Raw genomic sequence first — 25,906 nt, forward strand, 5'->3', positions numbered from 1 at the left:
CGGGGGTCGGTCCTACTGCCCTTCCTCCAGGGTCTGGGCCAGAGGGACGTAATACTCTTTGAACAGTGCATCCACCTCTTCGCGGGCTTGATCGGTCACGAAACCGGCCTCCAACACCAGTACCTGATACACGCCTCGCTTGATGGCCTGCTCGCTCAAGTGGCTGAAGTTTTCCCGCGTGGTGCACAGGAACCGCACCCAGGACGTGAGAATGATCCAGGCATTGAGGGTCAGGGACTCGATCTGCACCCGGTCCATCTTCAGGATGCCGGCGGAGACAAAACCTTCATAGATGGCGGTACCGTGGATCAGGCAACGCTGGGAAAACCGACGATAGCGGGCCGCAAGGTCCGGATCGCTGTCGAGCAGATGCTCCAGGTCCCGGTGCAGGAAGCGGTAGCGCCACATGGCCGCCAGCAACTCCTGCAGGTAGAAGCGCTTGTCATCCACCGTGGCCGCACGGCCCTGGGGCGGGCGCAAGAAACTGTCCACCAGGTTCTCGTACTCACTGAACAACACGGCGATGATCGCCTGCTTGTTGGGGAAGTGGTAATAGAGGTTGCCCGGGGACATGTCCATGTGGGCGGCAATGTGGTTGGTGCTGACGCTGCGCTCGCCTTGCTGGTTGAACAGCTCGAGGCTGTTTTGCACGATGCGCTCGCTGGTTTTCATTCGTGGGGCCATGGTTTGGGCTTTAATTCGACGAAGGCATTGATCGGCATCTTACGACCTATCGGTCACAGGAAAAACCCATCGCCGCTACGGATGCCATTGACTTTTTAGAGTATAAGCTCTAGAAAACACCCACTCCAATAATATCCGGTGCCTGACGATGCCTGCCGACGTTGCCTACCTGCACGAGTCTCAACAACAACTGGACGAGCTGCGGTCGCTCTTCGATGCCCAGCGCCAGGCCTACGCGGCCCATCCGATGCCACCGGCCGAACAGCGCCGACAATGGCTCAAGGCACTGCGCGAGGTATTGAGCAACGAACGCCAAGCCTTGATCGACGCCATCAGCCAGGACTTCAGCCACCGCAGCGCCGACGAAACACTGCTGGCCGAGTTGATGCCGAGCCTGCACGGTATCCATTACGCCAGCCGGCACCTCCAGGGTTGGATGAAACCCTCCCGACGCACGGTGGGCATGGCCTTTCAACCGGCATCAGCCAAAGTGATCTATCAGCCGCTGGGCGTGGTCGGCGTCATCGTGCCGTGGAACTACCCGCTGTTCCTGGCCATCGGGCCGCTGGTCGGGGCATTGGCCGCGGGCAACCGGGTGATGCTCAAGCTCAGCGAATCGACACCGGCAACCGGCTTGCTGCTCAAGCAATTGCTGGCCCGGGTCTTCCCCCAGGACCTGGTCTGCGTGGTGCTTGGCGAGGCGGAAATCGGCATGGCGTTTTCCAAGCTGCCCTTCGATCACCTGTTGTTCACCGGCGCCACCAGCATCGGCAAGCATGTCATGCGTGCCGCTGCCGAAAACCTGACCCCTGTCACCCTGGAGCTGGGTGGAAAGTCGCCGGCCATCGTGTCGACCGATGTGCCGCTCAAGGACGCCGCCGAACGCATCGCTTTCGGCAAGACCCTGAATGCCGGGCAAACCTGTGTCGCCCCGGACTACGTGCTGGTGCCGCAGAACCGTGTCGGCGAGTTCGTCGAGGCGTATCGCGAGGCGATTCGCGGGTTCTATCCGACCCTGGCGGACAACCCGGACTACACCGCCGTCATCAACGAACGACAGCTGGCGCGGCTCAACGGCTACATCAGCGACGCCACCAGCAAAGGCGCGTTGCTGATCGAGTTGTTCGAGCAAGGCCAGGGCCGTCGCATGGCCCACAGCCTGCTGCTCAACGTCAGCGATGAGATGACCGTGATGCAGGACGAGATTTTCGGCCCGCTGCTGCCCATCGTGCCCTATGACAATCTGGACCAGGCGTTTGCCTACATCAATCAGCGACCCCGCCCGCTGGCGCTCTACTACTTCGGCTACAACAAGGCCGAACAGAATCGCGTACTCCACGAAACCCATTCCGGTGGCGTCTGCTTGAACGACACGCTGCTGCATGTCGCCCAGGACGACTTGCCATTCGGCGGCATCGGCCCCTCGGGAATGGGGCATTACCACGGGCACGAGGGTTTCCTGACCTTCAGCAAGGCCAAGGGCGTGCTGACCAAACAGCGATTCAACGCCGCGAAGCTGATTTATCCCCCTTACGGCAAGCCTTTGCAGAAACTGATCCAGAAGCTGTTTGTCCGCTGACGCGTCTCTTCCCGGGTAATCACAATAATGAACCCAAGCCTCACCGATACACCCGCGCTGTCACGGCGCGGCCTGCTGAAGTTCAGTCTCGGCGCCAGCGCCTTCCTGGCCACCGTCGGTGTAGGCGCCAGCCTGAGCGGTTGCTCGCCAAGCCAACCGGCCAACGGCCTAGGGGCCCTGCGCGACAGCGACCTGCCATTTTTACGCAGCGTCATCCCCGTGATGCTGGATGGCGCAGTGGCCGTCGGACAGATTACTGCCGCCACTGACGCAACCCTGCGAAGCATGGACAGCAGCCTGGCCCACCTGTCCCCGGCCATGCTCAAGCTCACGCGCCAGCTGTTCGACGTGCTCACGCTGGGCATTACCCGCGGGCCGCTGACCGGGGTCTGGGGCCCGTGGGAAAACGCCAGCGCCGATGACGTCCACCAGTTCCTCGAACGGTGGGAAAACAGCTCGCTGGACCTGCTGCGACAAGGCCACAGCTCGTTGCTGCAACTGGTGATGATGGCCTGGTATACCCAATCCGAAGCCTGGGCGCATTGCGGATATCCAGGACCGCCAACGGTCTGAAAACCAAGTTAACCCCTGTGGGAGCGAGCTTGCTCGCGATTGCGGTGCGTCAGTCAATACAGTTGCTGCTGATCCGACGCCATCGCGAGCAAGCTCGCTCCCACAGGGGTACCGCAAACTCATAACAATAAGAGAGCCCTGAACATGCCCGTACCCGATCCCTTCCGCGAAGGCCTGGCCCGTGGCTGGACCACCTACAACGGCGCGCAGTTGCCCCAGGACCTGACCCTGGAAGCGGACGTGGCCATCGTCGGCAGCGGTGCTGGTGGCGGCACCACGGCAGAAATTCTCAGCGCCGCCGGCTACCGCGTGTTGCTGATCGAGGAAGGTCCGCTCAAGACCAGTCATGACTTCACACTGCTCGAAGACCAGGCCTACAGCAGCCTGTATCAGGAAGGCCTCGGGCGCATGAGCAAGGACGGCGCCATCACCATTCTCCAGGGCCGGGCCGTCGGTGGCACGACGCTGATCAATTGGACCTCCAGCTTCCGCACGCCCGACCAGACCCTCGACCACTGGGCCGCCGAGCACAACGTAAAAGGCCACGGCCGCGCTGAAATGGCGCCCTGGTTTGCGCAGATGGAACAACGCCTGGGCGTGGCTCCGTGGCTGGTTCCACCCAATGCCAACAACGACGTGATCCGCAAAGGCTGTGAACAATTGGGTTACGCCTGGCACGTCATCCCGCGCAACGTACGCGGCTGCTGGAACCTGGGCTACTGCGGCATGGGCTGCCCGACCAACGCCAAGCAGTCGATGCTGGTCACCACCATCCCGGCCACGCTGGACAAGGGCGGCGCGTTGCTTTACCTGGCGCGGGCCGAGCGTCTGACGATCAAGAACGATGCCGTCATCGGCCTCGATTGCCAAGCCATGGACGAACGTTGCGTGGCGCCGACCGGGCGGCGCATTACCGTCAAGGCGCGGCATTACGTGCTGGCGGGCGGCGGCATCAATAGTCCCGGATTGCTGCTGCGCTCCGATGCGCCAGACCCGCATGAACGTGTGGGCAAGCGCACCTTCCTGCACTTGGTGAACATGTCCGCCGGGCAATTCGACGAGGTCATCAACCCGTTCTACGGCGCGCCGCAATCGATTTATTCGGATCATTTCCAATGGCAGGACGGCACCACCGGCAAAATGTCCTACAAGCTTGAAGTCCCGCCCTTGCACCCGGCCCTGGCCGCCACGCTATTGGGCGGGTTCGGCCCCGAGAACGCTTTGCACATGTCCCGACTGCCCCATACCCACGCCATGCTGGCGCTGTTGCGCGACGGTTTTCATCCGGACAGCCCCGGCGGCAGCGTCGAGTTGCGCAGCGACGGCACGCCCGTGCTCGATTATCCCGTTACGCCGTATGCCTGGGATGGCTTGCGCCGGGCCTTCCACAGCATGGCCGAGATCCAGTTTGCCGGCGGCGCCAAGGCAGTCATGCCTTTGCACAGCGATGCCCGCTACGTAACGACCCTGGCCGAAGCCCGCACACTGATCGACGGACTCGACCTGGCTTTGTACCGCACACGCCTGGGCAGCGCCCACGTAATGGGCGGTTGCGCCATGGGTGAGGACCCGAAAACCGCGGTCGCCGACAGCCTTGGCCGCCATCACCAACTGGGCAACCTGTCGATCCATGACGGCTCGCTGTTCCCCACCAGCATCGGCGCCAACCCGCAATTATCGGTGTACGGACTGACCGCGCAATTGGCGACGGCCCTGGCCGAGCGCCTGAAAAATCCATGAATAGCCGGATTATTCGCACCGTCTATAGTGCTTTCTTACGCAACAGCCGACTTGGCCGACCGAGAAGGCTGCGATACCATCCGACTCCCCAACGGACTCCCGCCAGGACGACGCGATGAACCGAGTGTTGTACCCAGGTACCTTCGACCCTATTACCAAGGGCCATGGCGATCTGGTCGAACGCGCCGCGCGCCTGTTCGACCATGTGATCATTGCCGTCGCCGCCAGCCCGAAGAAAAACCCGCTGTTCCCGCTGGAACAACGTGTGGAACTGGCCCGCGAGGTCACCAAGCACCTGCCCAACGTGGAAGTGGTCGGTTTCTCGACGCTTTTGGCGCACTTTGCCAAGGAAAAGAATGCCAATGTGTTCCTGCGCGGCCTGCGGGCGGTCTCGGACTTCGAGTACGAGTTCCAACTGGCCAACATGAACCGCCAACTGGCACCGGACGTCGAGAGCCTGTTCCTGACGCCGTCGGAGCGCTACTCCTTCATTTCCTCGACGCTGGTCCGGGAAATCGCGGCGTTGGGCGGAGATATCACCAAGTTCGTCCACCCGGCCGTGGCCGATGCGCTGACCCTGCGCTTCAAGAAATAACCCGCGGGCTGTGACCCACTTCGCGGCCCAGCACAGCGCAGTCCATCGCGCCCGCGTGCACTGCGCTCGCCAATGCGGCACAATTGCGCCCATACGTTTTTCATATGCCCGGGCCCAACGCCCCGGCAGGAGCCTGCATGTCCCTGATCATCACCGACGACTGCATCAATTGCGACGTCTGCGAACCCGAATGCCCGAACGAGGCCATTTCCCAAGGCGAAGAGATCTACGTCATCGACCCGAACTTGTGCACCCAGTGCGTCGGCCATTACGACGAACCCCAGTGCCAGCAGGTCTGCCCGGTGGATTGCATCCCCCTGGACGAGGCTCATCCGGAAACTGAAGAACAGTTGATGGCTAAGTATCGCAAGATTACTGGCAAGGTTTGAGCCTTTGGGCGGCCCTGCAGACCCCATCGCGAGCAAGCTCGCTCCCACAAGGGATTTGCGTCAGGCAAAAATGGTGTAGGCACCGCAGATCCCTGTGGGAGCGAGCTTGCTCGCGATGAAGCCATCAGCCGCACCGAACGCGTCACTCCTGCCGCTCAAACCCCTCCCCAATACACCCCAGGCACCGCACAAACGTGGCCTTAGCCGGGTCCACCACCAGCGCCTTGCCCGCATCGCCGACTCCGCCGCCCAGCGCGGTAAAGGGCAACGACACCACGAATGCCCCGGCGCCAATCACCGTGGCGGCGAGCAGCAGCGGACGGGCGATCAGCAGGTCGCCGAGCATGGCGAAGGCCGGCGGGTTCTGGATGGTGTAGCGCGGGTCGCCGCTGCCGTCGCTTGCCAGGGCAGGCAAACCGACACTCAGCAGCAGCGCTAGAACGACAGGTCGAAGCAGTTTCATGGGCGATCCTTCGGCTAAATACTACTGACTATAGACCGTAGGACAAATCAGCTCTGGCAGCGTGGGCACCAGACGCTCGCACGCTGGCCGAGGCGGATTTCCCGCAGCCCCGTACCACACACCTTGCACAACTCCCCACCCCGGCCATAGACGAATAGCTCCTGCTGAAAATAGCCGGGCTGGCCGTCCCCACCGATAAAGTCCCGCAACGTGGTGCCACCGCGCTCGATGGCATGGGCGAGGATGCGCTTGATCTCGATGGCCAGCTTCAGGTAACGCGCCCGGGAAATGCCTCCGGCGGCCCGGCGTGGGTCGATCCCGGCGGCGAACAGCGCCTCGGTCGCGTAGATATTGCCCACGCCCACCACCACCGCGTTGTCCATGATGAACGGCTTGACCGCCATGGACCGCCCCCGCGAAAGCTGGAACAAGCGTTCGCCATCGAACAGGTCGGTCAACGGCTCGGGACCGAGGCGAATCAACAGCTCGTGATTGAGCGGGTCGAGGCTCCAGAGCATCGCGCCAAAGCGTCGAGGATCGGTGTAGCGCAGGGCCAGGCCGGACTCCAGCTCGATGTCCACGTGCTCGTGCTTGGCGGCGGGCATACCAACTTCCACCAAGCGCAGGTTGCCGGACATGCCCAGGTGGCTGATCAACGTGCCGACCTCGGCATTGATCAACAGGTACTTGGCCCGCCGCTCCACCTGCACGATGCGCTGGCCCGAGAGCCGCACGTCGAGATCTTCCGGGATCGGCCAGCGCAGGCGACGGTCGCGGACCACCACGCGGCTGACCCGCTGGCCTTCAAGATGGGGCGCGATTCCGCGGCGGGTGGTTTCGACTTCCGGCAGTTCTGGCATGAGGCTCTCGAGTCAGGCGAAGCACCGCACTCAACGAGTGGCGAGGTCGCGAATTTCCTGTTTCTGGGTCTGGAAGTCGTATTCCGACAACCCGATGTAATCGAGCACAAGGCTCCCGACGCTATCCCACTCGTGGTCTTCGGCCTGATTGCCGAGCACCCGGTAGGACGCACAGATGTTCTCGGACATCTTCAGGATCGCCAGCAGGTTCTTCAACTGGCTGTTGTTGCGTGAAGACTCGTCGCTGAAGATCGCCAGGGCGTTGTGGTGGTTGGCGATGGCTTGGCTGACGTGATCCGGCAGGCGCCAGGATTTGGAGGTGTAGTAACCGACCACCGCATGGTTGGTGTTGAACACGCGGTTCTCGGTGTCCACCACCCGGCACTCGGCGCTGGCATTGGCGTAGGCCTCTTCCAGCACGCCCATGTAGCTGGGGAACTGCTTGAGCATCAACGGCACGCCGCAATCGTGGAACAACCCCAAGGCATAGGCTTCGTCACCGTTTTCCAGGCCGACGCGCTTGGCCAGGGTCAGGCTGGTCATCGCCACGTCCTGGGCGGTATCCCAGAAGCGGTTCAGGGTCACGATGGCGTCGTCGTGCAGCTCGCCCTTGATCGACTGCGCATTGATCAGGTTGATGATCGAACGGCTGCCCAACAGGTTCACCGCGCGCTGGATCGAGGTGATCTTGTTGCGCAGGCCGTAGTACGGCGAGTTGACGATCTTGAGCAAGGCCCCCGAGAGGCCCGGGTCCTGGGAGATCAACTTGGCGATGGTCTCCAGGTCCGGGTCGGGCATGTACTGTTCCATCTGCAGATCCACCATGATCTGCGGCTGGGGCGGCACGCTGATGCCTTGCAAGGACTGTTGGATCTGTTCGGCGGAAAGTTCTTTGGACATGCGTACACACTCCGGGTCAGGCGGGGATTCTAACCCTTAAAGATGGATCCGATACACCGTCGGGCCACCGATCGTCCTTCAAGCCCGCCAACCCCTGCAACACGGTATACTCCCGCTCTTTTTTCCGGAGCGACGTCATGTCCCTGCCTAGCCTGCGCCTCAAAGCCAACGCCGACCGTCGCCTGCGCGCCGGCCACCTGTGGGTCTACAGCAACGAAATCGATGTAGCCGCCACCCCGCTGCACGGCTTCAAGGCCGGCGACCAGGCCATCCTCGAAGCCGCCGGCGGCAAGCCGCTGGGCATCGTTGCGATGAGCCCCAACAACCTGATCTGCGCCCGGCTGCTGTCCCGTGACGTGAAGCTGCCGCTGGACAAGTCCCTGCTGGTGCATCGCCTCAACGTGGCGTTGTCCCTGCGCGAGCGGCTGTTCGACAAGCCGTTCTATCGCCTGGTCTACGGTGACTCCGACCTGTTGCCAGGCCTGGTGGTCGACCGTTTCGGCGACATCCTGGTGGTGCAGATCGCCTCGGCCACCATGGAAGCCCACAAGGACGACGTGATCGCCGCCCTTACCCAGGTGCTCAAGCCCAGCGGCATCCTGTTCAAGAACGACTCCGCGGCCCGTGACGCCGAAGGCCTGAATCGCTACGTCGAGACCGTGTTCGGCCTGGTGCCGGAATGGGTCGCCCTGGAAGAGAACGGCGTGAAGTTCGAAGCGCCGGTCATGGAAGGCCAGAAAACCGGCTGGTTCTACGACCACCGCATGAACCGCGCACGCCTGGCCCCGTACGCCAAGGGCAAGCGCGTCCTGGACCTGTTCAGCTACATTGGCGGCTGGGGCGTGCAAGCCGCGGCGTTCGGTGCCAGTGAAGTGTTCTGCGTCGATGCCTCGGCCTTCGCCCTCGACGGTGTCGAGCGCAACGCCGCGTTGAACGGCTTCGCCGAGAAACTGACCTGCATCGAAGGCGACGTGTTCGAAGCCCTGAAGGAACTCAAGGCCAGCGAAGAACGTTTCGACGTGATCGTGGCCGACCCGCCCGCTTTCATCAAGCGCAAGAAAGACCTGAAAAACGGTGAAGGCGCCTATCGTCGCCTCAACGAACAAGCCATGCGCCTGCTCAGCAAGGACGGCATCCTGGTCAGCGCGTCGTGCTCGATGCACCTGCCCGAAGACGATCTGCAAAACATCCTGCTGACCAGCGCCCGTCATCTGGACCGCAACATCCAACTGCTCGAGCGCGGCGGCCAGGGGCCAGACCATCCGGTACACCCGGCCATTGCCGAAACCCGCTACATCAAGAGCATCACCTGCCGGTTGTTGCCCAACAGCTGAGGCCGGACGGGGCCAGGGCCGTAGCGCTGTGCCCCGCACACTCCAATTGCATTCTGATCGCAGCCTTGGCTGCGATTTTTTTTGCGCACCTGAATAAGTCTGTAGGAGTCCCCCCACACAATTACCAGAGCCTTCCTACTCAATCTCCCCCTCGTCTGGCAGGCATGACGCATTAGGATTGAAAGCGACCCTCAGGTACGTCTTGGAACTGTTCGATGACTGATCCGCAAAACCACCTGGCCGCCCGCAAACCTGCCACCATCGCCCTGTTGCTGACCCTGACATTGCTCGGTGTCTTTCCGATCGATGTGGTGCTGCCCTCGTTTCCTGCACTTTCCGAGCACTTTGAACGTCCATCGTCGGACATTGCCCTGTCTGTCAGCCTGTACGCGGTAGGTATCGCCCTTTCACAACTGCTGATCGGTCCGCTTTCCGACGTAATGGGACGAAAAAATCTGCTGCTGATCGGGATCACCGTTGCAGCCATCGGCGCAACAGGTTGCGTGCTCGCCGACAATTACTGGTCCTTTCTGTTCTTGCGTATCGTTCAAGCCTTGGGGTGCGGTTGTTTCGTGCTGTCCCAGGCGCTGATCCAAGACCTGTTCACTGGCCAGGAACAACAGCGACTGCGGATCTTCCTGGTCACCTGCGGGGGTATTTTCATTTCCGTTTCCCCCCTGGCCGGCACCGGGCTGCAAAGCTGGATGGGCTGGCGTGGCAGTTTCCTGGTGTTCATTGCCCTGGCAATCGGCGCATTCATCGGTGCCAGTCGTCTACTTCAACACTCCGCGGCAGGCAGCCAACCCAGGCGCCTGGATTTCATCGCAGCCTATCGAACGGTCTGCGCGGACTTCAGTTTCATGGCCTATTGGCTAACCTCGGCACTGGCTTTTTCCTGCCACTTTTCGTTCATCGTCATTTCACCGTTGGTCCTGATCGACCAGTTGCACCTCTCTCCCGAGGCTTTTTCGTTGGCGCTACTGGGCTATGGACTGGCCTATATCGGTGGCGGAGCCGTCGCGACCTTGCTGAGCAATCGAATCGATCCACAGGCACAAATCATCACGGGCCTGGGCCTGATCCTCGTCGCAGGACTGCTGATGCTGGGGCTCGCCAATCACCTGGGCTTGTCAGTCACCACCCTGTTACTGCCCATGATCGTGTGCACCGCCGGAACGACCATTGCCCGCGCAGCCGCCCACACCCAAGCCATGAATAGATTTCCCGGGCAGGCCGGTACGTCCGCCTCGGCCGGTAGCGTGCTGATCTTCATCGTCGGCGGGCTGACCAGTGCCGCGATCAGCCTCGCACCGCTGGACTTGCAAGTCACCCTGGCTCTCTGCCTGGTCCTGCTCAGCCTGCTGGGGCTGGCACTCAATGCCCTGGTCCGGTATCGCTACCGGGGGTTGTTGGCCGACTGAAGCCTGCCAGTCGTCATCCCGCGCACGACATTGGCGCCCGATCAGCGCTTTGCGTCATTTCATCCTGGCGCCAGCGGTGTAGAATCGCGTCATTCATCGCCATTCATCCCCGGCGGGTTTATGAGCTCATGCTGAGGCGCGCAGTGATCCTGCAAAGTCATCAGCCACTTGCGGACACACGGCCAAACCCGGGTGCTCCAGACGTCGACAGAAGCTCACTTCCCCATTGATACCTGATAAGTACCTGATTAGCCGCCCGGAGTGCTCCATGCCTGATTACCGCTCGAAAACATCCACCCATGGCCGCAACATGGCCGGCGCCCGTGCCTTGTGGCGCGCCACGGGGATGAAGGATGACGACTTCAAGAAGCCGATCATCGCCATTGCCAACTCCTTCACCCAGTTCGTACCGGGCCACGTCCACCTCAAGGACCTCGGCCAACTGGTTGCCCGGGAAATCGAACGTGTCGGCGGCGTAGCGAAAGAATTCAATACCATCGCCGTGGACGACGGCATCGCCATGGGCCACGACGGCATGCTCTATTCGCTGCCGAGCCGCGAGATCATCGCCGACTCCGTCGAATACATGGTCAACGCCCATTGCGCCGACGCCATCGTGTGCATTTCCAACTGCGACAAGATCACCCCGGGCATGCTCATGGCCGCCCTGCGCCTGAACATCCCGGTGATCTTCGTCTCCGGCGGCCCGATGGAAGCCGGCAAGACCAAGCTCGCCAGCCACGGCCTCGACCTGGTCGATGCCATGGTGATCGCCGCCGACTCCAGCGCCTCTGACGAGAAGGTTGCCGAGTACGAGCGCAGCGCCTGCCCGACCTGCGGTTCGTGCTCCGGCATGTTCACCGCCAACTCGATGAACTGCCTGACCGAAGCCCTGGGCCTGGCCCTGCCGGGCAACGGTTCGACCCTGGCCACCCACAGCGATCGCGAACAGCTGTTCCTGCAGGCCGGCCGGACCATCGTCGAGCTGTGCAAGCGCTACTACGGCGAGAACGACGAGTCGGTGCTGCCGCGCAACATCGCCAACTTCAAGGCGTTCGAAAACGCCATGACCCTGGACATCGCCATGGGCGGTTCCACCAACACCATCCTGCACTTGCTGGCCGCTGCCCAGGAAGCCGAGATCGATTTCGACCTGCGCGACATCGACCGCCTGTCCCGTCACGTGCCGCAACTGTGCAAGGTCGCGCCGAACATCCAGAAGTACCACATGGAAGACGTGCACCGTGCCGGCGGGATCTTCAGCATCCTCGGTTCCCTGGCCCGTGGCGGCCTGTTGCACACCGACCTGCCGACCGTGCACAGCAAGACCATGGCCGAAGGCATCGCCAAGTGGGACATCACCCAGACCACCGACGAGGCCGTGCATCACTTCTTCAAGGCCGGCCCGGCGGGCATCCCGACGCAAACCGCGTTCAGCCAGTCGACCCGTTGGGAAAGCCTGGACGACGACCGTGAAAACGGCTGCATCCGCAGCGTCGAGCACGCGTACTCCAAGGAAGGTGGCCTGGCCGTGCTATACGGCAACATCGCCCTGGATGGCTGCGTGGTGAAAACCGCCGGCGTCGACGAGTCGATCCATGTGTTCGAAGGCAACGCGAAGATTTTCGAAAGCCAGGACAGCGCCGTGCGCGGCATCCTCGCTGACGAAGTGAAGGCCGGCGACATCGTGATCATTCGCTACGAAGGTCCGAAAGGCGGCCCAGGCATGCAGGAAATGCTCTACCCAACCTCCTACCTGAAGTCCAAGGGCCTGGGCAAAGCCTGCGCCTTGCTGACCGATGGCCGGTTCTCCGGCGGTACCTCGGGCCTGTCCATCGGCCACGCTTCGCCGGAGGCTGCAGCGGGCGGCGCCATCGGTCTGGTACGGGACGGTGACAAGGTCCTGATCGACATTCCGAACCGCTCGATCAACCTGTTGATCAGCGACGAAGAACTGGCCGGGCGCCGTGTCGAACAGGACAACAAGGGCTGGAAACCAGTGGAAGTGCGTCCACGCAAAGTCACTACAGCCCTCAAGGCCTACGCCCTGCTCGCCACCAGCGCCGACAAGGGCGCGGTGCGTAACAAGGCGATGCTTGACGGCTTGTAAGCGTCTACAGCAGCCATAAAAATGCCCCGCCAAGTGCGGGGCATTTTTTGGCTCCTGTTCGGCCCTTGGAGCCAAGTGATCTTTTGTGGCGAGGGAGCTTGCTCCCGCTGGGTCGCGAAGCGGCCCCAAAATTCGCCCTCACCTCAATGTGTGAGCTGACGACCTTGGGGCTGCTGCGCAGCCCAGCGGGAGCAAGCTCCCTCGCCACAGGGTTCCTTGGTATCCCTGTGGTGGGGGTTACTGGATATCTTCCGGTTTGACGATCACCCAGTTCTTGTCCGCCGTCACCGGCAGTCCTTCCTTGGCTTGGGCCGCGGCGTGTTTAGCCATCATGCCGTTAATCTGGGTCATGTATTTGTCCTTGCGGTTGACCCACAGGTGGATACCGCCCTTGGCCACGTCCACATCGTGGAACAGCATGTAGCCGTCACTGCTCGGCGTGTCACCCGCCACCAACACCGGTTTTTTCCATTCGTCGATGTACGTCAGGATCGCCGCGTGCTTGCCGGCCATCCAGGTCGCCGGGGTCCACAGGTAAGGCGTGTACTCCAGGCCAAGGTTGGCCTTCTCGTCATATTTGCCGTTGGTGATCTGCTTGCGGGCGGTGGTCAGTTCGCCGGTCTTGCGGTCCTTGAGCAGCGTGGTCACACCGATCACGTTCTGCGGCTTGAGGTTGTAGCCGTACTTCGGATCGGAGGCGACCATGCGCACCAGCTCTTCGGAAGCGGCGGTCATGACATAGACCTCGATGCCGTTTTCCATCAGCTTGTTGTACAGCTCGGCCTGGCCGGTGAAGATTTTCGGCGGGTTGACGTTGTACTGGACCACCTTGTCGCCATCGTAATAGGTGGTCGGCACCGGCTTGCCGGACGCCATCAGCTCGTCGACATAGCCCTTGAGCTCCTTGAGGGTAAAGCCGGAAAACACCTGGGCCACCCATGGGTAGCAAACCATGTCATCGACTTCGCACAGGCGGTAGTAGTAGCTGAACAGGCTTTCCTTGTGGTCGGCGGTGTCCTTGAACGGCATCAGCTTCAAGGACGGGTCCAGGGTTTCCCGGGTGATGAGGCCCTTGTTCTCCATGAACGGCAGCAACGACTCTTCCAGATCGTAGCGGTAACTGGTGTTGTCCATGTCGAACACCGCGTAGTTACCCTTGTTGGCGTTGGCCGCGATCATCGCCTCCAGGGCCTTGGCTTGTTCCGCCGGCCAGTGTTTGAGATCGGTGGCGAGTGCCTGGCCAGCGAGACCAAGACTCAAGGCGACAGCGAGAAAACGAGGTGCGAGCTTCATCGGCATTTCTCCCGGGTTCAAAGAACTCGACGCTAACAAATGCTTGTGACAGTCCTCGCCTGCCCGCGACCGCTTGCGTCTTGATAGCGCCAGCGACATATCCGTAAACGCCACCGCCTTATTCCATAAACGACAATCTACATGCGTTTTTAGTATTAATTCATTAGTTATCAGACTGTTAGGCTTCCCGGCTCACAGTCGCAGCTTCGGGCGACTGGCACGTCTTAACGGAGTCTTTTTTGATGAATCTGCCGCTGATCCTCAACCTGCTGGTGTTCCTCGCCTTGCTGTTCGGCCTGGCACAAACCCGTCACCGCACTTGGAGCCTGGCGAAAAAAGTGCTGCTGGCACTGGTGCTGGGCGTGGTGTTCGGCATTGCGCTGCACACGATTTACGGCGCCGGCAACCCGGTACTCAAGGCCTCGATCGGCTGGTTCGACCTGGTGGGTAACGGCTACGTACAACTGCTGCAAATGATCGTGATCCCGCTGGTCTTCGCCTCGATTCTCAGCGCCGTGGCCCGCCTGCATAACGCCTCGTCCCTGGGCAAGATCAGCTTCCTGACCATCGGCACGCTGCTGTTCACCACCGCCATCGCCGCGCTGATCGGCATTGGCCTGACCAACCTGTTCGGCCTCACCGCCGAAGGCCTGGTGGCAGGCACCCAGGAACTGGCGCGCCTGCAAGTGATCCAGAGCGACTACGCCGGCAAGGTCGCCGACCTGAACATCCCGCAATTACTGCTTTCGTTCATCCCACAGAACCCCTTTGCCGACCTGGCCCGGGCCAAGCCGACCTCGATCATCAGCGTGGTGATCTTCGCCGCGTTCCTCGGGGTCGCGGCGTTGCAGTTGCTCAAGGACGACGTGGAGAAAGGCCAGAAAGTGATCAACGCCATCGACACTCTGCAAAGCTGGGTGACGCGCCTGGTGCGCCTGGTGATGAAGCTGACGCCGTACGGTGTGCTAGCGCTGATGACCAAGGTGGTGGCCGGTTCCAACCTGCAGGACATCATCAAGCTCGGCAGTTTTGTCGTGGTGTCGTACCTGGGGCTGGGCCTGATGTTCGTGGTCCATGGCCTGCTGGTGTCCGCTGCCGGGATCAACCCGTTGCGCTTTTTCCGCAAGATCTGGCCGGTGCTGACCTTCGCCTTCACCAGCCGCTCCAGCGCGGCCACCATCCCGTTGAGCATTGAAGCCCAGACCAGCCGCCTCGGCATTCCACGGGCGATTGCCAGCTTCAGCGCCTCGTTCGGCGCCACCATCGGCCAGAACGGTTGTGCCGGCCTTTATCCGGCCATGCTGGCGGTGATGGTCGCGCCGACCGTGGGCATCAACCCGTTGGATCCGGTGTGGATCGCGACGCTGGTGGCGATCGTGACATTAAGTTCGGCCGGAGTGGCCGGGGTCGGTGGCGGCGCGACATTCGCCGCGCTGATCGTGCTGCCGGCCATGGGCTTGCCGGTCTCGCTGGTGGCGTTGCTGATTTCCGTCGAGCCGCTGATCGACATGGGTCGTACAGCGTTGAACGTCAGCGGCTCGATCACCGCCGGGGCGATTACCAGCCAGGTGATGCAGCAGACTGACAAGGCATTGCTCGATGCCGAGGAGCATGGGGAGCTGGTGCACGCTTGATTGCTCCCACAGGCATTGCTCACACAGGGCTTACAGCTTTTCCCACACCTCAAAGCTGTAGGCCGGCTTGTCCCCTTCAGCCGGGTTCGGCTGGTTCGAAACCAGCGTCCACTGGCTCGAATCGAACTCAGGAAACCACGCGTCACCCTCAGGGCTCAGCGCCACGCGGGTCAGGTACAGTCGATCCGCCTGCCCCAGGGCCTGGGCGTACAGTTGGGCGCCGCCGATCAACATCAACTCGTCGACGCCCTGCTCCAGTGCCCACGCCTCGGCCCGCGCCACCGCAGCCTCCAGGGTGGAGAACACTTGCGCGCCTTCCAGCACCAGGCCCGACTGGCGGCTGACCACGATGTTCAGGCGTCCAGGCAGCGGTCGACCGAGGGAATCCCAGGTCTTGCGCCCCATGATGATCGGCTTGCCCAGGGTGGTGGCCTTGAAGTATTTGAAATCCCCCGGCAGGTGCCAGGGCATGCTGTTGTCGACGCCGATCACACGGTTTTCACCGAGGGCTGCGATCAGGCTTAAGGGGAGAGTTTTGTTCATGGCCGCGAGGATACCAGAGGCTCGGCGTACCCCGACAGGCATCACAGCGGTTATGCTCAACCCTCATTCGAGCAACGGAAGCACTCGTGACAGTACTGCAGAACCTCTGGTTGACCGAGACGATACGCCTGCGTGAAGAACACGCCGGCCCGCTCGAGGACCAGGAAGCCAATCGCCTGGCCCGTGGGGCCGGCGGCGACTTAGCCACGCGCATCCGCCACCGCGCCCGCTGGCTGGCCGAACGCGATGGCCTCACCGAAGCCCTGCGCCATTGGCTGCAAGGCGCGCGCCTGGCGCTGATCGCATTGGCGCTGCTCGCCGTCATCAGCGGCGCCGGCCTGGGCTTTGCCGCACTTGGCAACGGGCAGGCACCGGTCAATGTGTTCTGGGCCTTGGGCAGCCTGTTGGGGCTGAACCTGATCCTGCTCAGCGGCTGGGCCCTGGGCCTGATATTCGCAGGCGAGCAAGGTGCCACGCTGGGACGCCTGTGGCTGTGGCTCAGCGAAAAACTCGCCCGCGACGCCAAGGCCGCCCAACTGGCGCCGGCCCTGCTGCTGTTGCTGCAACGGCACAAACTCAATCGCTGGGCCCTCGGCGTGTTGGTCAATGGCCTGTGGCTGCTGGCGATGCTCAGCGCGCTGGTCATCGTCCTGCTGCTGATGGCGACCCGGCGCTATGGCTTTGTCTGGGAAACCACCATCCTCGGCGGCGAGACCTTCGTCGCCATGACCCAGGCCCTCGGCGCGCTGCCAGCCCTGCTGGGCTTCAGCGTGCCGACGGTGGAAATGATCCGCGCCAGTGGCGATGCCGCGCTGAACATCGAGAGCGCCCGCCAGGCCTGGGCTGGCTGGCTGGTCGGTGTGCTGCTGGTCTATGGCCTGTTGCCGCGCTTGTGCCTGGCACTGCTGTGCCTGTGGCGCTGGCGGCGCGGCCGCGCCACCCTGCGCCTGGACTTGAACCTGCCGGGCTACGCCCAATTGCGTGAACGGCTGATGCCCAGCAGCGAGCGACTGGGCGTCAACGACGCCGCCCCCGCGCAACTGCATCCCATCGAAAGTGCTGTCAGCGCCATGAACAGCGACGGCGCGCTGCTGGTGGCAATCGAGTTGGACGACCGGCCCTGGCCGCCCAAGCTGCCCGAAACCGTAAAAAGCGCCGGCATTCTCGATAGCCGCGAGTCGCGCCACAAACTCCTCGAACAACTGTCACGCTTTCCGCCGGCACGCCTGGCAATTGCCTGCGACCCACGCCGTTCACCGGACCGCGGCAGCCTGGCGCTGATCGCCGAGCTGGCCCGCAGCGCCAGCGCCACCCGCGTCTGGTTGTTGCAGGCGCCGCCCGGCGAGGCGCTGGACGCCGAGCGCCTGGGCGACTGGCACGCCGCGCTGCAACAGTTGCAGTTGCCCTTCGCCGACTGCATGCCCTTGAACTGGCTGGAGACCGGCCATGACTGAGCTCATCAAGCCGCTGAAGCTGGCGGTGGTCGGCCACACCAATGTCGGCAAGACCTCGCTGCTGCGCACCTTGACCCGCGACGTCGGCTTCGGCGAAGTGTCCCATCGCCCGAGCACCACCCGGCATGTCGAGGGGGCGCGCCTGTCGGTGGATGGCGAAGCGCTGCTGGAGCTGTACGACACGCCGGGCCTGGAAGACGCCATCGCCCTGCTCGATTACCTCGAGCGCCTGGAGCGTCCGGGCGAACGCCTGGACGGCCCGGCGCGCCTGGCCCGTTTCCTTGAGGGCAGCGAGGCGCGGCAACGCTTCGAACAAGAAGCCAAAGTGCTGCGGCAACTGCTCGCCAGCGACGCCGGGCTGTATGTGATCGATGCCCGGGAGCCGGTGCTGGCCAAGTACCGCGATGAATTGGAAGTCCTCGCCAGTTGTGGCAAGCCGCTGCTGCCGGTGTTGAATTTCGTCAGCAGCGCCCACCATCGCGAGCCCGACTGGCGCGAAGCCCTGGCGCGATTGGGGCTGCACGCCCTGGTACGTTTTGACAGCGTGGCTCCGCCCGAGGACGGCGAGCGACGTCTGTATGAGAGCCTCGCGCTGTTGCTGGAAAGCGCCCGTGGGCAACTGGAACGCCTGGTCGCCGACCAACAGGCCCAACGCCTGGCCCGCCAGCAGAGCGCAGCGCGCTTGATCGCCGAACTGCTGATCGACTGTGCCGCCTGCCGACGCAGCGTCGCCAGCGACGCCGAGCTGGAACGCGAGGCCATCAGTGAACTGCGCAGCGCGGTGCGTCAGCGCGAACAGCGTTGTGTCGAGGCCCTGCTCAAGCTCTACGCGTTCCGTCCCCTGGACGCCGCCGCCAGCGATCTGCCGCTGCTCGACGGGCGTTGGGGCGATGACCTGTTCAACCCCGAGACCCTCAAGCAACTGGGCGTACGCGTCGGTGGCGGGATCGCGGCGGGCGCAGCAGCCGGGGCCGGCGTGGATTTGCTGGTGGGCGGCCTGACCCTTGGCGCCGCCGCCCTGGCCGGGGCCATTGTCGGCGGCACCCTGCAAACCGCCCGCAGCTATGGCAACCGGCTGATGGGCAAGCTCAAGGGGCAACGGGAATTGACGGTGGACGACAGCGTGCTGCGCCTGTTGGCCCTGCGCCAACGCCAACTGCTGCAAGCCCTCAACCAGCGCGGCCATGCGGCGATGGACAGCATCCGCATCGCCACACCCCAGGACAAGACCTGGCGCGAGGGCAAGCTGCCCGAAGCCTTGAACAAGGCGCGGGCGCATCCGCAATGGTCATCCCTGAACACTCAACCGCGATTGAGCCAGGCAGAACGCCAGGAGCTGATTGAGCAGTTGGCTGAGCAGCTCTAAGCGACACAGAACCTTGTGCCAAGTACACAAAACCCTGTGGCGAGGGAGCTTGCTCCCGCTGGGTTGCGAAGCAACCCCAAAACCTGACACCTCGGTGTGTCAGGCCTACCGCGCTTCAGCATTTCGGGGCCACTTCGTGGCCCAGCGGGAGCAAGCTCCCTCGCCACAAAAGCCATCCATCAATCGCTGTTCAGGGCCTTGAGGACCGCCGCCGCTTCAGGCAACTCCAACTCACTGAACACCTTCACGCCATGCCGCTTGAGCACCGCCGCCGTCACGCCTTCGCCGCTGACCTTCACACCGCTGAACGTTCCGTCATAGGTCAACAGGTTGCCGCACGACGGGCTGTTGGCCTTGAGCACGGCGATGCGGATGCCGTGTTCACGCACCCGTTCCAGCGCTTGATACGCGCCTGACAGGAACTGCGCACTCACGTCTTCGCCATCGGTGGTGATGACCGCTGCCTGGCCGTCGAGCACTTGCCCGCCCTGCCCGCCAGGAATCTCCGCCGCCGCCCGAGGCGTAGGCAAGCCGCCGGCGACTTCCGGGCACAGCGGCACGATCCGGCCTTCGTCGAGCCACTGCTGAAGTTGATCGAACGGCCCGCTGGCACCGCCGTCGTAGCGCACGCGATGCCCGAGCAGGCAGCGACTGACCAGGATCTTTTCCATCGTCAGAAAAACTCGTTGCCGCGACGGCGGAACCAACCGGTCAAGGACAGGCGATCACGCGTGGCCGGCAGTACTTCGTGGGGAATGTCCCCCGACAGGAACACCACCAGGCAACCACCAATGGGCACCACGTCCTGCTCCAGGTTTTCGTCGAGGTACATGCGTAACTGGCCGCCGTGTTCCGGCAACCAGTCGTCATTGAGGTAGAGCACCGCCGACACCATGCGGCGGTCGTCATCGCGGAAGCGGTCGACGTGCCTGAGGTAAAACGCGCCGGGTGGGTAGAGGGCAAAGTGGCTTTCGAAGTCTTCCAGGCCCAGGAACAACCCGCGGTTCATCGCCTCGCGCAGGCTGTCCATCAGCCCCAGGTAATGGTCGCAGGCTTGCGCCTGGCCGGCTTCGATCCACTGGATGTGATCACCCCGGATCCCTTCGCGGATCTCCGAGAACGGCCCACGCCCGACCGCTGCCGGGGCCAGTTCGCCCTCGGCGGCGCGCTGGCGGCATTCGGCCGCCAAGGCGCGGGTCAGCGCCTCCGGCAGGAAGAGGTTCTGCTGCGACCAGCCGCGCTCGGCCAGGTCGTCGACGATACGTAACAGCAGCGGGTGATCAGAAGGTATTTGCATGGCGCGCATAGTATGCCTGTGCCTGCAAAACCGACAGCGCCACGCAGCGGGTTCGCTGTGTCGGTTCGCTGCGTCAAATTGCACCGCCGTACGAACTTGATACGAATTCTCGACAAGACCCCACACCCCACGGAGAATAGTCGGCTGCTGACAGGAGTCCCTATGCGCCGTTTGCTTTTCTCACTGTTGATGTTCTGCGTTTTGCCCGCCTGGGCAGACAGCTACGACCAGTTGTACAAGGTCGCCGGCTGGCCGGAACAGCGGGCGCATTTCAGTGATGCCTTGAGCGCCGCCCAGCAGCGCTATCAGAGCAGCCTGCCGCCGGCGGTGTTCCAGGCGCTGGTGAACAACAGCAATCAACGTTTCGCCCCCCAGGCCATGGACCAGCGGGCCGAGGCGCAAATGCGCAAGAATCTTCATGACCCTCAGCCGGCCTTGAGCTTCTTCCAATCGCCTTTGGGCCGCAAAGTCGTGGCAGCTGAGTTGCTGGCGACCCGGCGTGATCAATTGGCGAAAAACGCCAAGGGCCTGCCGAAGATGCCAGCCAGCGACAACCGCCTGTTGATCATCGGCCACCTGGCCCAGGCCCTGCCCGCCCGCGAGGCCGGCGCCGAAGTCAGCCTGGCGATCGCTGGCGTGGCGGCCGACAGCCTGAGCTCAATGATCCCGGGACTCTTGGGGGCCGGCCAGGCCCAGGGCATGTTGAATGGACAACGCCAACGGTTAATGGAACAGATCGGCACGGACCTGAACAACACGCTGTTGTACGTCTACCGTGACCTCACGGATACCGAGCTGGAAGAATTCGCCACCTTCGCCGAATCGACCGAGGGCCAGGCTTATTATCAAGCGGCCCTGGCGGCGATTCGGGCGGGGTTGGCGGTGGGGCAGAATCTCGGGCAGTAGTTCAGCGCCGCCATCGCGAGCAAGCTCGCTCCCACATTGGATCTCGCTGTTCAATACCCTGTGGGAGCGAGCTTGCTCGCGATAGCAATAGTCCTGTCACCGCCGAACCCGGCTCATCCGCTTGGTCAAGAACCCAAACATCTCCTGCCGCATCGCCAGCGCCTCATTCGCCAGGTGATGCCGCCCTTCAGGCAACATCAACACCTGCGGCCGGTCGAACTTGCTGCGCAACACTTGCAGGTTGTGCGCCCAATCCACCGTCATGTCCGCCTGTCCCTGCACGATCAATGGCTGGCGCGGGCTGCTCGGGGCGGCTTCGATACGCTTGATCCATTGCCCCAGCGCGCCCACCCACGCGGTGGGCAGGCGCAGCGGTTGCAACGGATCGGCTTGCAGGAATGGCAGGAATTGCGGGTCGGTAGAGTTCTCGCTGAAGCGCCGGGCAATACCGCTCACGAAGGGCTTGAGCAGGTAATAACTCAAGCGCGACCAGCCCCAGGCCCGCGGCCGCACCAGGGGCGACAGCAGGATGACCTGGCCCTGGGCCGGGCTCTGCGCGCCCTGGTTGAGCACGTGATCGACGACGATCGCCCCGCCAGTGCTTTGCCCGCACAGATGCCAGGGTTGCGGCAGGTCCAGCGTCCCGGCCTCGGCCAACAGGCCTTGCAGCGCGGCCTGGTATTCGGCGAAATCCTCGATGCTGGCGCGTTCGCCGCTGGACAGGCCATGGCCCGGCAGGTCACAGGCGATCACCGCGAATTTCTGCTCCAGGGCCCATTCGATCAAGTGCCGGTACAGCCCCATGTGATCGTAGTAGCCGTGGAACACAAACAAGGTCGCCACGGCTTTTTCCGGCCACCAGACCTGGCTGACCAACTCATACCCACCCACCTCGAAACGCCCCAATCCCTTGCGCACGCTGCGCTGGGGAAAGTCCAGGCCATAGAACCGCTGGTAGGCCTGGGCTTGCTCGGACAGGGCTTGCCACTGGGCCAGCGGCTGCAGGCTCGCACGCAGGAGATCGGGGTCGAAAGTGGCAGGCATCAAGGTTTCCAGGCATAGGCGCATTGCGCGAAACTGACTTTCCAGGCCTGCGATATTCATCTGTCGCGGCAAGCATGGCAAGCTACGCGACCTCAGAGGATCGACTCCATGCGCCCGTCTCACCGCACGACCTTGCTCGCCAGCCTGCTTGCCCTCGGATGTGCCGTCGTATTGTGGGCGGCCTATGACTGGTTCCAGGGCCGTTTCCTGCGGGCTTTCAGCCAACACACCGCGGTGTTTTCCGGTGACCCGCTGCGCCTGCCTGCCAATCTGGCCGGCCCTGGCGCGATACGCCTGGTGCATTTCTGGGACCCAGCGTGCCCGTGCAACGTCGGCAACCAGCAACACCTTGCCGAGCTGGTCGATAAATATGTGCCGCAAGGCGTCGAGTTTTATGCGGTACAAAAAGCCGGTAGCCAAGGTCAGCTGCCGGCCACGTTGAGCCACTTGAAAACCCTCCCGGCGCTTCCCGGATCGAACCAGATTCCTGCAAGCCCGGCCGTGGCGATCTGGGATCGCAGCGGCAAACTGGCGTACTTCGGCCCCTACAGCGAAGGTCTGACCTGTAACTCGAGCAACAGCTTCATCGAGCCGATTCTCGAGGCGTTGAGTGTCGGCCGGGAAGTTAGTGCGACCCACACGTTGGCGGTGGGCTGTTATTGCCCATGGTCGGTTTCAAACTGACGAATTAACTACAACACGTATTGCCAGCCCCTCTTCTTGGGCGGCGACACAAAGTTGACACTAGTGCTTGCCTCTAGAGCTCTTGCTCAAACTAAGGGTCTGAGCTGAACCGTTTGTCGGATCCAATTTTTCCAACGGACACCATCATCGCTCCTTTTCGGCCTGTGCCCCGTGCCAGGCGGGTTGTGCAAGGCATTTGAGCGCTGCTGACCGTTTAGCTGAATCGATTAACAGTGGCCGTGCCGGCATGAACTTTTTTTTAATCTCTTCTCTAAACCTCGTGACCAGCAAAATGTTCATTACCAATGCAGTCGCGCGGCGGCGCTAACTAGAGGAAGTTTCACACGCCTTTTCATCGTTCAACTTGTCGACCCTCCTAACCAAACAAGAAATGGAATCGTCAGTGATGCAAAAGCTGCTATGCGCTGCACTTTCCAATCCCCATAAAGAAGATGCCCTCAACCTCGAGGCGTTTGTCCAATGCGTCGCTCCGCTGATGATCGACGTGTTGCTGCGCGGCGAGACGGGTACCGGTAAAGACACGCTGGCAGAAAAGATCCATCGCATGTCCGGCTGCTCCGGCAAGTTCGTTGCCATCAACTGCGCGGCCATTCCCGAAACCCTCGCCGAGAGCCAACTCTTCGGGGCCAACACCGGCGCGTTTACCGGGGCCAGCCAAAATCGCGCGGGGTTCGTCGAAGCCGCCCATAACGGCACGCTGTACCTGGATGAAATCGACAGCATGCCGTTGGGCCTGCAAGCCAAGCTGCTGCGCGTCCTGGAGTCCAGGACGGTCCAGCGCCTGGGCTCGACCCAGAACATCCCGGTGAACATGCGGGTGATTGCCTCCGCCCAGTGCCCGCTGGGGGAAATGGTCGAACGGGGCGAGTTTCGCAGGGACCTCTATTTTCGCCTTAACATCATCAGCCTCAAGCTGCCCCCACTGCGCAGCCGCAAGGAGCGCATCGTGCCGCTGTTCCAGTCGCTGGTGCACCGGGAGGCCCAGGCACTTGACCGGCCCTACGTCGCACCGTCGCCAGCACTGTTGCGCCAACTGCTCGGCTACGCCTGGCCAGGAAACATCCGCGAGCTGCAATCCGCCGCCAAGCGATACGTGCTCGGCTTGCCGGCACTGCCCCGCGCCGAACAACTGGAACACAACAGCTCGACGCTCAAGTTGAAAGAGCACCTGCAGCAGTTCGAAAAAATCCTCATCGAGGACTGCATGCGCCGCCACCATCATTGCATCGACAAGGTCATCGCCGAACTGGGTATCGCCCGGCGCACGCTGTATTACCGGATGAAGTGCCTGCAAATATCGACGAGTTGAGTGGGATCGGTGGAACCGTTTACGCAACGGTCGCCACTTAACCAGCGAGACGTTCACGATCGTCTCGCCATTCCACAACCCGGAGATACGACTATGAGTTTTGGTGGAGCTTCTCTCGCGGCGTCCACGGCTGCCATGCAGCAGATGGACGCGACCTCGGCTGCAATGACAACCATGAAATCCCAATTCGACCAGAAAAAACTGGTCGCCGACACCATGAACGCAATCGCGGCAGGGTCGATGGACACCGCAACCAAAGCCATTACCGCCATGGGGGAAGCCTCGAAAAACATACGATTCTGACCTCTCGCTGCAGCCCCGCTCCGGCGGGGTAACCTCAAGCGCGATGCGAGGAGGCCCTATGCACATCGACTTGCCAGACAGCCTTCGAGCTCTCAGCGACCAGTCCCATGACGAGCCCACGCTGCGTCCTGCACCGACTCCACCAGGCCTGCACTTGGCGCTGCATGGAGCCGGCGACCGGTTGAGGGAGTCGCTCGTCCAGTGGGGCAACGAAAAGGGTTCGGCGGGCGGACAGTCTCGGTTCGGCTGGCCGAGTCCCCAGGACAGATTCGCCGCAGAGACCGAAGACCCTTTGCGCCTGGTACTGGAAGACATCCTGGAAGAGATCAACAGCGGCACCGGCTCCAATCTCGACGTCGACATCGATGACGCCTATTCCAATGAAGACCTGTTCAACGATCTGGCCCAGATGTTCGCCCATCGCCGGCAGCCCATCGGTGACAACGATGTCGACAGCCAAAGCGATTTCGGCAGTGCCAACAACCCCTTCTGTGGCGCGCTGTTCGGCGCCTGGGAGAGGGAGGGCGATCACGCCACGCGGCGCAGCCGCCATGACGCGAGCCTGTCGCTGCTGCTCAAGATCATCGCGGTCCTGGGCCGAAGGAAGCTGTTGACGCTGCTGGACCTCGACGAAGGTGACGGCCAGGCGCGGTATGAACCGGACGACCAGGACCTGTTGTTGGAGATCGCCGCCTTCATGGACCAGCACCCGTCGCGCTATCCCCCACCGGCGACCCTCGACGCAGAACGGTGGACATGGACCGAACGCATTGCCCGCGGCACAGCGCTGGATGCTCGCGAAACGCGGTTGTTCCAGCTTGCCCTGGAAGAGCTGGATTTCGCCCTCGCCCGCTTGGCCGGCCAGCAGGCCCCGCTGCGCCAACGCATCCGACGCAACCGGGAGGAGATCGAGTTTCACCTGAGCGTCACTGGTAGCGCTCGCAACGTCTTGAGGCTGATGTGCGCCTGAAGGCGCCCGCCCTTTGAGTTTTCAAACCGACCATTGAAACAGGAGACATTCCGTGGACATACACGCCATCGACCCCAGCAACCTTGCCTCCACGTCCGCCAAAACGAACGCCAGGCCACAAGCAAGCGCCGAGACCAGCGATGTCAGTTGGTTCAACGCACAAATGCGCGAAAAAGCCCCCGCCCCGAACAGCGAAAACAACGTCGCGGCACGCATCATTGACTCGCTGTCGAGCCGCTCCGGTGAACTGCAGCGCCTGGATGATCGCGCCAACCGAGACATGCTCAAGGCCATCCGCACCGCCGACCCACAGGACATGTTGCAGTCGAACCGCTCGTTGTCGTCCTTCCACCTGGAAAGCCTGATGACCGCGAAAATCGTCAGCAAAGGTTCCCAGGCCATCGAGAAACTCACCAATCTTCAGTAAAGGGAAG

The 25,906-nt window shown here is 62.5% G+C and carries 26 protein-coding genes; 17 read left to right on the forward strand and 9 right to left on the reverse strand.

From position 1 onward, the window contains the following. Positions 1-12 precede the first annotated feature (12 nt). Complete coding sequence (locus HU749_RS28245; RefSeq protein ID WP_095962429.1) at positions 13-684, reverse strand: TetR/AcrR family transcriptional regulator; 672 nt, start codon at positions 682-684, stop codon at positions 13-15. Between the two features lie 148 nt (positions 685-832). Here HU749_RS28245 and HU749_RS28250 point away from each other — a divergent pair, with 148 nt between their 5' ends. The 5 genes from HU749_RS28250 to HU749_RS28270 all read left to right on the forward strand — a co-directional run bounded on the left by HU749_RS28250 (position 833) and on the right by HU749_RS28270 (position 5,560). Then, on the forward strand, positions 833-2,263 hold the full coding sequence (locus HU749_RS28250; protein ID WP_079302973.1) for a coniferyl aldehyde dehydrogenase: 1,431 nt from the start codon (positions 833-835) through the stop codon (positions 2,261-2,263). 27 nt (positions 2,264-2,290) lie between these two features. Beyond that, positions 2,291-2,836 carry a twin-arginine translocation pathway signal protein gene (locus HU749_RS28255; protein ID WP_095962428.1) on the forward strand — a complete coding sequence of 182 codons (546 nt, stop codon included), beginning with the start codon at positions 2,291-2,293 and terminating at the stop codon, positions 2,834-2,836. Between the two features lie 144 nt (positions 2,837-2,980). After that, the gene (locus HU749_RS28260) at positions 2,981-4,576 is read left to right on the forward strand and encodes a GMC family oxidoreductase (RefSeq protein WP_095962427.1); all 1,596 of its coding nucleotides are present in this window, start codon (positions 2,981-2,983) and stop codon (positions 4,574-4,576) included. 115 nt (positions 4,577-4,691) lie between these two features. Next, entirely contained in the window at positions 4,692-5,171 is a 480-nt protein-coding gene (gene coaD, locus HU749_RS28265) for a pantetheine-phosphate adenylyltransferase (protein ID WP_003177462.1), read from the forward strand. A 137-nt stretch (positions 5,172-5,308) separates the two neighbouring features. Beyond that, the gene (locus HU749_RS28270; RefSeq protein WP_047226031.1) at positions 5,309-5,560 is read left to right on the forward strand and encodes a YfhL family 4Fe-4S dicluster ferredoxin; all 252 of its coding nucleotides are present in this window, start codon (positions 5,309-5,311) and stop codon (positions 5,558-5,560) included. Positions 5,561-5,702: 142 nt separating this feature from the next. On the opposite strand, the gene HU749_RS28275 is transcribed toward HU749_RS28270, so the two are convergent. Genes HU749_RS28275 through HU749_RS28285 form a run of 3 tightly spaced genes read right to left on the reverse strand, consistent with a single transcriptional unit; the run spans position 5,703 to position 7,729 of the window. Then, positions 5,703-6,023: a hypothetical protein gene (locus HU749_RS28275; protein WP_014340695.1), complete on the reverse strand. Its 321-nt coding sequence runs from the start codon at positions 6,021-6,023 to the stop codon at positions 5,703-5,705. 47 nt (positions 6,024-6,070) lie between these two features. Next, complete coding sequence (gene mutM / locus HU749_RS28280; protein ID WP_046063223.1) at positions 6,071-6,883, reverse strand: bifunctional DNA-formamidopyrimidine glycosylase/DNA-(apurinic or apyrimidinic site) lyase; 813 nt, start codon at positions 6,881-6,883, stop codon at positions 6,071-6,073. Between the two features lie 30 nt (positions 6,884-6,913). After that, positions 6,914-7,729, reverse strand: a complete 816-nt coding sequence (locus HU749_RS28285) for an HDOD domain-containing protein (RefSeq protein ID WP_161798356.1) — start codon at positions 7,727-7,729, stop codon at positions 6,914-6,916. A gap of 191 nt (positions 7,730-7,920) precedes the next feature. Here HU749_RS28285 and HU749_RS28290 point away from each other — a divergent pair, with 191 nt between their 5' ends. The 3 genes from HU749_RS28290 (at position 7,921) to ilvD (ending at position 12,648) form a co-directional block, all read left to right on the forward strand. Beyond that, positions 7,921-9,117: a class I SAM-dependent rRNA methyltransferase gene (locus HU749_RS28290; RefSeq protein ID WP_003206543.1), complete on the forward strand. Its 1,197-nt coding sequence runs from the start codon at positions 7,921-7,923 to the stop codon at positions 9,115-9,117. Between the two features lie 215 nt (positions 9,118-9,332). Further along, positions 9,333-10,538 (forward strand): MFS transporter, encoded by a 1,206-nt coding sequence (locus HU749_RS28295; protein WP_079302976.1) that lies wholly within the window; start codon positions 9,333-9,335, stop codon positions 10,536-10,538. Positions 10,539-10,806: 268 nt separating this feature from the next. Beyond that, positions 10,807-12,648, forward strand: coding sequence for a dihydroxy-acid dehydratase (gene ilvD, locus HU749_RS28300; protein WP_014340697.1), 1,842 nt, complete (start codon positions 10,807-10,809; stop codon positions 12,646-12,648). Between the two features lie 237 nt (positions 12,649-12,885). On the opposite strand, the gene HU749_RS28305 is transcribed toward ilvD, so the two are convergent. Next, the gene (locus HU749_RS28305) at positions 12,886-13,941 is read right to left on the reverse strand and encodes an HAD family hydrolase (protein WP_079302978.1); all 1,056 of its coding nucleotides are present in this window, start codon (positions 13,939-13,941) and stop codon (positions 12,886-12,888) included. A 242-nt stretch (positions 13,942-14,183) separates the two neighbouring features. On the opposite strand from HU749_RS28305, the gene HU749_RS28310 reads away from it, so the two are divergent. Then, on the forward strand, positions 14,184-15,575 hold the full coding sequence (locus tag HU749_RS28310; RefSeq protein WP_186649269.1) for an L-cystine transporter: 1,392 nt from the start codon (positions 14,184-14,186) through the stop codon (positions 15,573-15,575). 30 nt (positions 15,576-15,605) lie between these two features. Here HU749_RS28310 and HU749_RS28315 read toward each other — a convergent pair whose 3' ends face one another. Beyond that, positions 15,606-16,118, reverse strand: a complete 513-nt coding sequence (locus tag HU749_RS28315; protein ID WP_079302980.1) for a dihydrofolate reductase — start codon at positions 16,116-16,118, stop codon at positions 15,606-15,608. 86 nt (positions 16,119-16,204) lie between these two features. Here HU749_RS28315 and HU749_RS28320 point away from each other — a divergent pair, with 86 nt between their 5' ends. Together HU749_RS28320 and HU749_RS28325 are read left to right on the forward strand one after the other, a co-directional pair. Beyond that, positions 16,205-17,572 carry a DUF2868 domain-containing protein gene (locus tag HU749_RS28320; RefSeq protein ID WP_079302981.1) on the forward strand — a complete coding sequence of 456 codons (1,368 nt, stop codon included), beginning with the start codon at positions 16,205-16,207 and terminating at the stop codon, positions 17,570-17,572. Then, positions 17,565-18,938, forward strand: coding sequence for a GTPase/DUF3482 domain-containing protein (locus HU749_RS28325; protein ID WP_079302982.1), 1,374 nt, complete (start codon positions 17,565-17,567; stop codon positions 18,936-18,938). Before HU749_RS28320 ends, HU749_RS28325 begins: the two co-directional genes overlap by 8 nt. Positions 18,939-19,117: 179 nt before the next feature. Here the strand turns inward: HU749_RS28325 and HU749_RS28330 are convergent, their stop codons facing one another. Both HU749_RS28330 and HU749_RS28335 read right to left on the reverse strand, forming a co-directional pair. Continuing rightward, positions 19,118-19,609 (reverse strand): 2-thiouracil desulfurase family protein, encoded by a 492-nt coding sequence (locus HU749_RS28330; RefSeq protein ID WP_186649270.1) that lies wholly within the window; start codon positions 19,607-19,609, stop codon positions 19,118-19,120. A gap of 2 nt (positions 19,610-19,611) precedes the next feature. Next, a complete protein-coding gene (locus tag HU749_RS28335; protein ID WP_079305738.1) occupies positions 19,612-20,244 on the reverse strand; it encodes a 2OG-Fe(II) oxygenase in 633 nt (210 codons plus the stop codon). Between the two features lie 153 nt (positions 20,245-20,397). On the opposite strand from HU749_RS28335, the gene HU749_RS28340 reads away from it, so the two are divergent. Then, complete coding sequence (locus HU749_RS28340) at positions 20,398-21,141, forward strand: DUF2059 domain-containing protein (protein WP_186649272.1); 744 nt, start codon at positions 20,398-20,400, stop codon at positions 21,139-21,141. A gap of 96 nt (positions 21,142-21,237) precedes the next feature. Here HU749_RS28340 and bipL read toward each other — a convergent pair whose 3' ends face one another. Further along, positions 21,238-22,185, reverse strand: a complete 948-nt coding sequence (gene bipL / locus HU749_RS28345) for a phospholipase BipL (protein WP_186649274.1) — start codon at positions 22,183-22,185, stop codon at positions 21,238-21,240. Between the two features lie 108 nt (positions 22,186-22,293). Between bipL and HU749_RS28350 the strand changes: the two genes are divergently transcribed. The 5 genes from HU749_RS28350 (at position 22,294) to sctI (ending at position 25,899) form a co-directional block, all read left to right on the forward strand. After that, entirely contained in the window at positions 22,294-22,869 is a 576-nt protein-coding gene (locus HU749_RS28350) for a DUF6436 domain-containing protein (protein WP_079305740.1), read from the forward strand. Between the two features lie 406 nt (positions 22,870-23,275). Next, a complete protein-coding gene (locus tag HU749_RS28355; protein ID WP_079305742.1) occupies positions 23,276-24,199 on the forward strand; it encodes a sigma 54-interacting transcriptional regulator in 924 nt (307 codons plus the stop codon). 93 nt (positions 24,200-24,292) lie between these two features. Next, positions 24,293-24,502, forward strand: coding sequence for a type III secretion system major pilin HrpA (locus HU749_RS28360; RefSeq protein ID WP_003206573.1), 210 nt, complete (start codon positions 24,293-24,295; stop codon positions 24,500-24,502). 58 nt (positions 24,503-24,560) lie between these two features. Further along, the gene (locus HU749_RS28365) at positions 24,561-25,472 is read left to right on the forward strand and encodes a type III secretion protein (protein ID WP_186649277.1); all 912 of its coding nucleotides are present in this window, start codon (positions 24,561-24,563) and stop codon (positions 25,470-25,472) included. A 52-nt stretch (positions 25,473-25,524) separates the two neighbouring features. Then, entirely contained in the window at positions 25,525-25,899 is a 375-nt protein-coding gene (gene sctI, locus HU749_RS28370; protein ID WP_186649280.1) for a type III secretion system inner rod subunit SctI, read from the forward strand. Positions 25,900-25,906 lie beyond the last annotated feature (7 nt).

It is taken from the genome of Pseudomonas ogarae (genome assembly GCF_014268695.2).
Lineage (GTDB): Bacteria > Pseudomonadota > Gammaproteobacteria > Pseudomonadales > Pseudomonadaceae > Aquipseudomonas > Aquipseudomonas kilonensis.

What these genes read in the sequence shown, in the direction of transcription:
- HU749_RS28245 (WP_095962429.1), bottom strand. Translation starts at nt 684, where the DNA reads ATGGCCCCACGAATGAAAACCAGCGAGCGCATCGTGCAAAACAGCCTC.
- HU749_RS28250 (WP_079302973.1), top strand. Translation starts at nt 833, where the DNA reads ATGCCTGCCGACGTTGCCTACCTGCACGAGTCTCAACAACAACTGGAC.
- HU749_RS28255 (WP_095962428.1), top strand. Translation starts at nt 2,291, where the DNA reads ATGAACCCAAGCCTCACCGATACACCCGCGCTGTCACGGCGCGGCCTG.
- HU749_RS28260 (WP_095962427.1), top strand. Translation starts at nt 2,981, where the DNA reads ATGCCCGTACCCGATCCCTTCCGCGAAGGCCTGGCCCGTGGCTGGACC.
- coaD (WP_003177462.1), top strand. Translation starts at nt 4,692, where the DNA reads ATGAACCGAGTGTTGTACCCAGGTACCTTCGACCCTATTACCAAGGGC.
- HU749_RS28270 (WP_047226031.1), top strand. Translation starts at nt 5,309, where the DNA reads ATGTCCCTGATCATCACCGACGACTGCATCAATTGCGACGTCTGCGAA.
- HU749_RS28275 (WP_014340695.1), bottom strand. Translation starts at nt 6,023, where the DNA reads ATGAAACTGCTTCGACCTGTCGTTCTAGCGCTGCTGCTGAGTGTCGGT.
- mutM (WP_046063223.1), bottom strand. Translation starts at nt 6,883, where the DNA reads ATGCCAGAACTGCCGGAAGTCGAAACCACCCGCCGCGGAATCGCGCCC.
- HU749_RS28290 (WP_003206543.1), top strand. Translation starts at nt 7,921, where the DNA reads ATGTCCCTGCCTAGCCTGCGCCTCAAAGCCAACGCCGACCGTCGCCTG.
- HU749_RS28295 (WP_079302976.1), top strand. Translation starts at nt 9,333, where the DNA reads ATGACTGATCCGCAAAACCACCTGGCCGCCCGCAAACCTGCCACCATC.
- ilvD (WP_014340697.1), top strand. Translation starts at nt 10,807, where the DNA reads ATGCCTGATTACCGCTCGAAAACATCCACCCATGGCCGCAACATGGCC.
- HU749_RS28305 (WP_079302978.1), bottom strand. Translation starts at nt 13,941, where the DNA reads ATGAAGCTCGCACCTCGTTTTCTCGCTGTCGCCTTGAGTCTTGGTCTC.
- HU749_RS28310 (WP_186649269.1), top strand. Translation starts at nt 14,184, where the DNA reads ATGAATCTGCCGCTGATCCTCAACCTGCTGGTGTTCCTCGCCTTGCTG.
- HU749_RS28315 (WP_079302980.1), bottom strand. Translation starts at nt 16,118, where the DNA reads ATGAACAAAACTCTCCCCTTAAGCCTGATCGCAGCCCTCGGTGAAAAC.
- HU749_RS28325 (WP_079302982.1), top strand. Translation starts at nt 17,565, where the DNA reads ATGACTGAGCTCATCAAGCCGCTGAAGCTGGCGGTGGTCGGCCACACC.
- HU749_RS28330 (WP_186649270.1), bottom strand. Translation starts at nt 19,609, where the DNA reads ATGGAAAAGATCCTGGTCAGTCGCTGCCTGCTCGGGCATCGCGTGCGC.
- HU749_RS28335 (WP_079305738.1), bottom strand. Translation starts at nt 20,244, where the DNA reads ATGCGCGCCATGCAAATACCTTCTGATCACCCGCTGCTGTTACGTATC.
- HU749_RS28340 (WP_186649272.1), top strand. Translation starts at nt 20,398, where the DNA reads ATGCGCCGTTTGCTTTTCTCACTGTTGATGTTCTGCGTTTTGCCCGCC.
- bipL (WP_186649274.1), bottom strand. Translation starts at nt 22,185, where the DNA reads ATGCCTGCCACTTTCGACCCCGATCTCCTGCGTGCGAGCCTGCAGCCG.
- HU749_RS28350 (WP_079305740.1), top strand. Translation starts at nt 22,294, where the DNA reads ATGCGCCCGTCTCACCGCACGACCTTGCTCGCCAGCCTGCTTGCCCTC.
- HU749_RS28355 (WP_079305742.1), top strand. Translation starts at nt 23,276, where the DNA reads ATGCAAAAGCTGCTATGCGCTGCACTTTCCAATCCCCATAAAGAAGAT.
- HU749_RS28360 (WP_003206573.1), top strand. Translation starts at nt 24,293, where the DNA reads ATGAGTTTTGGTGGAGCTTCTCTCGCGGCGTCCACGGCTGCCATGCAG.
- HU749_RS28365 (WP_186649277.1), top strand. Translation starts at nt 24,561, where the DNA reads ATGCACATCGACTTGCCAGACAGCCTTCGAGCTCTCAGCGACCAGTCC.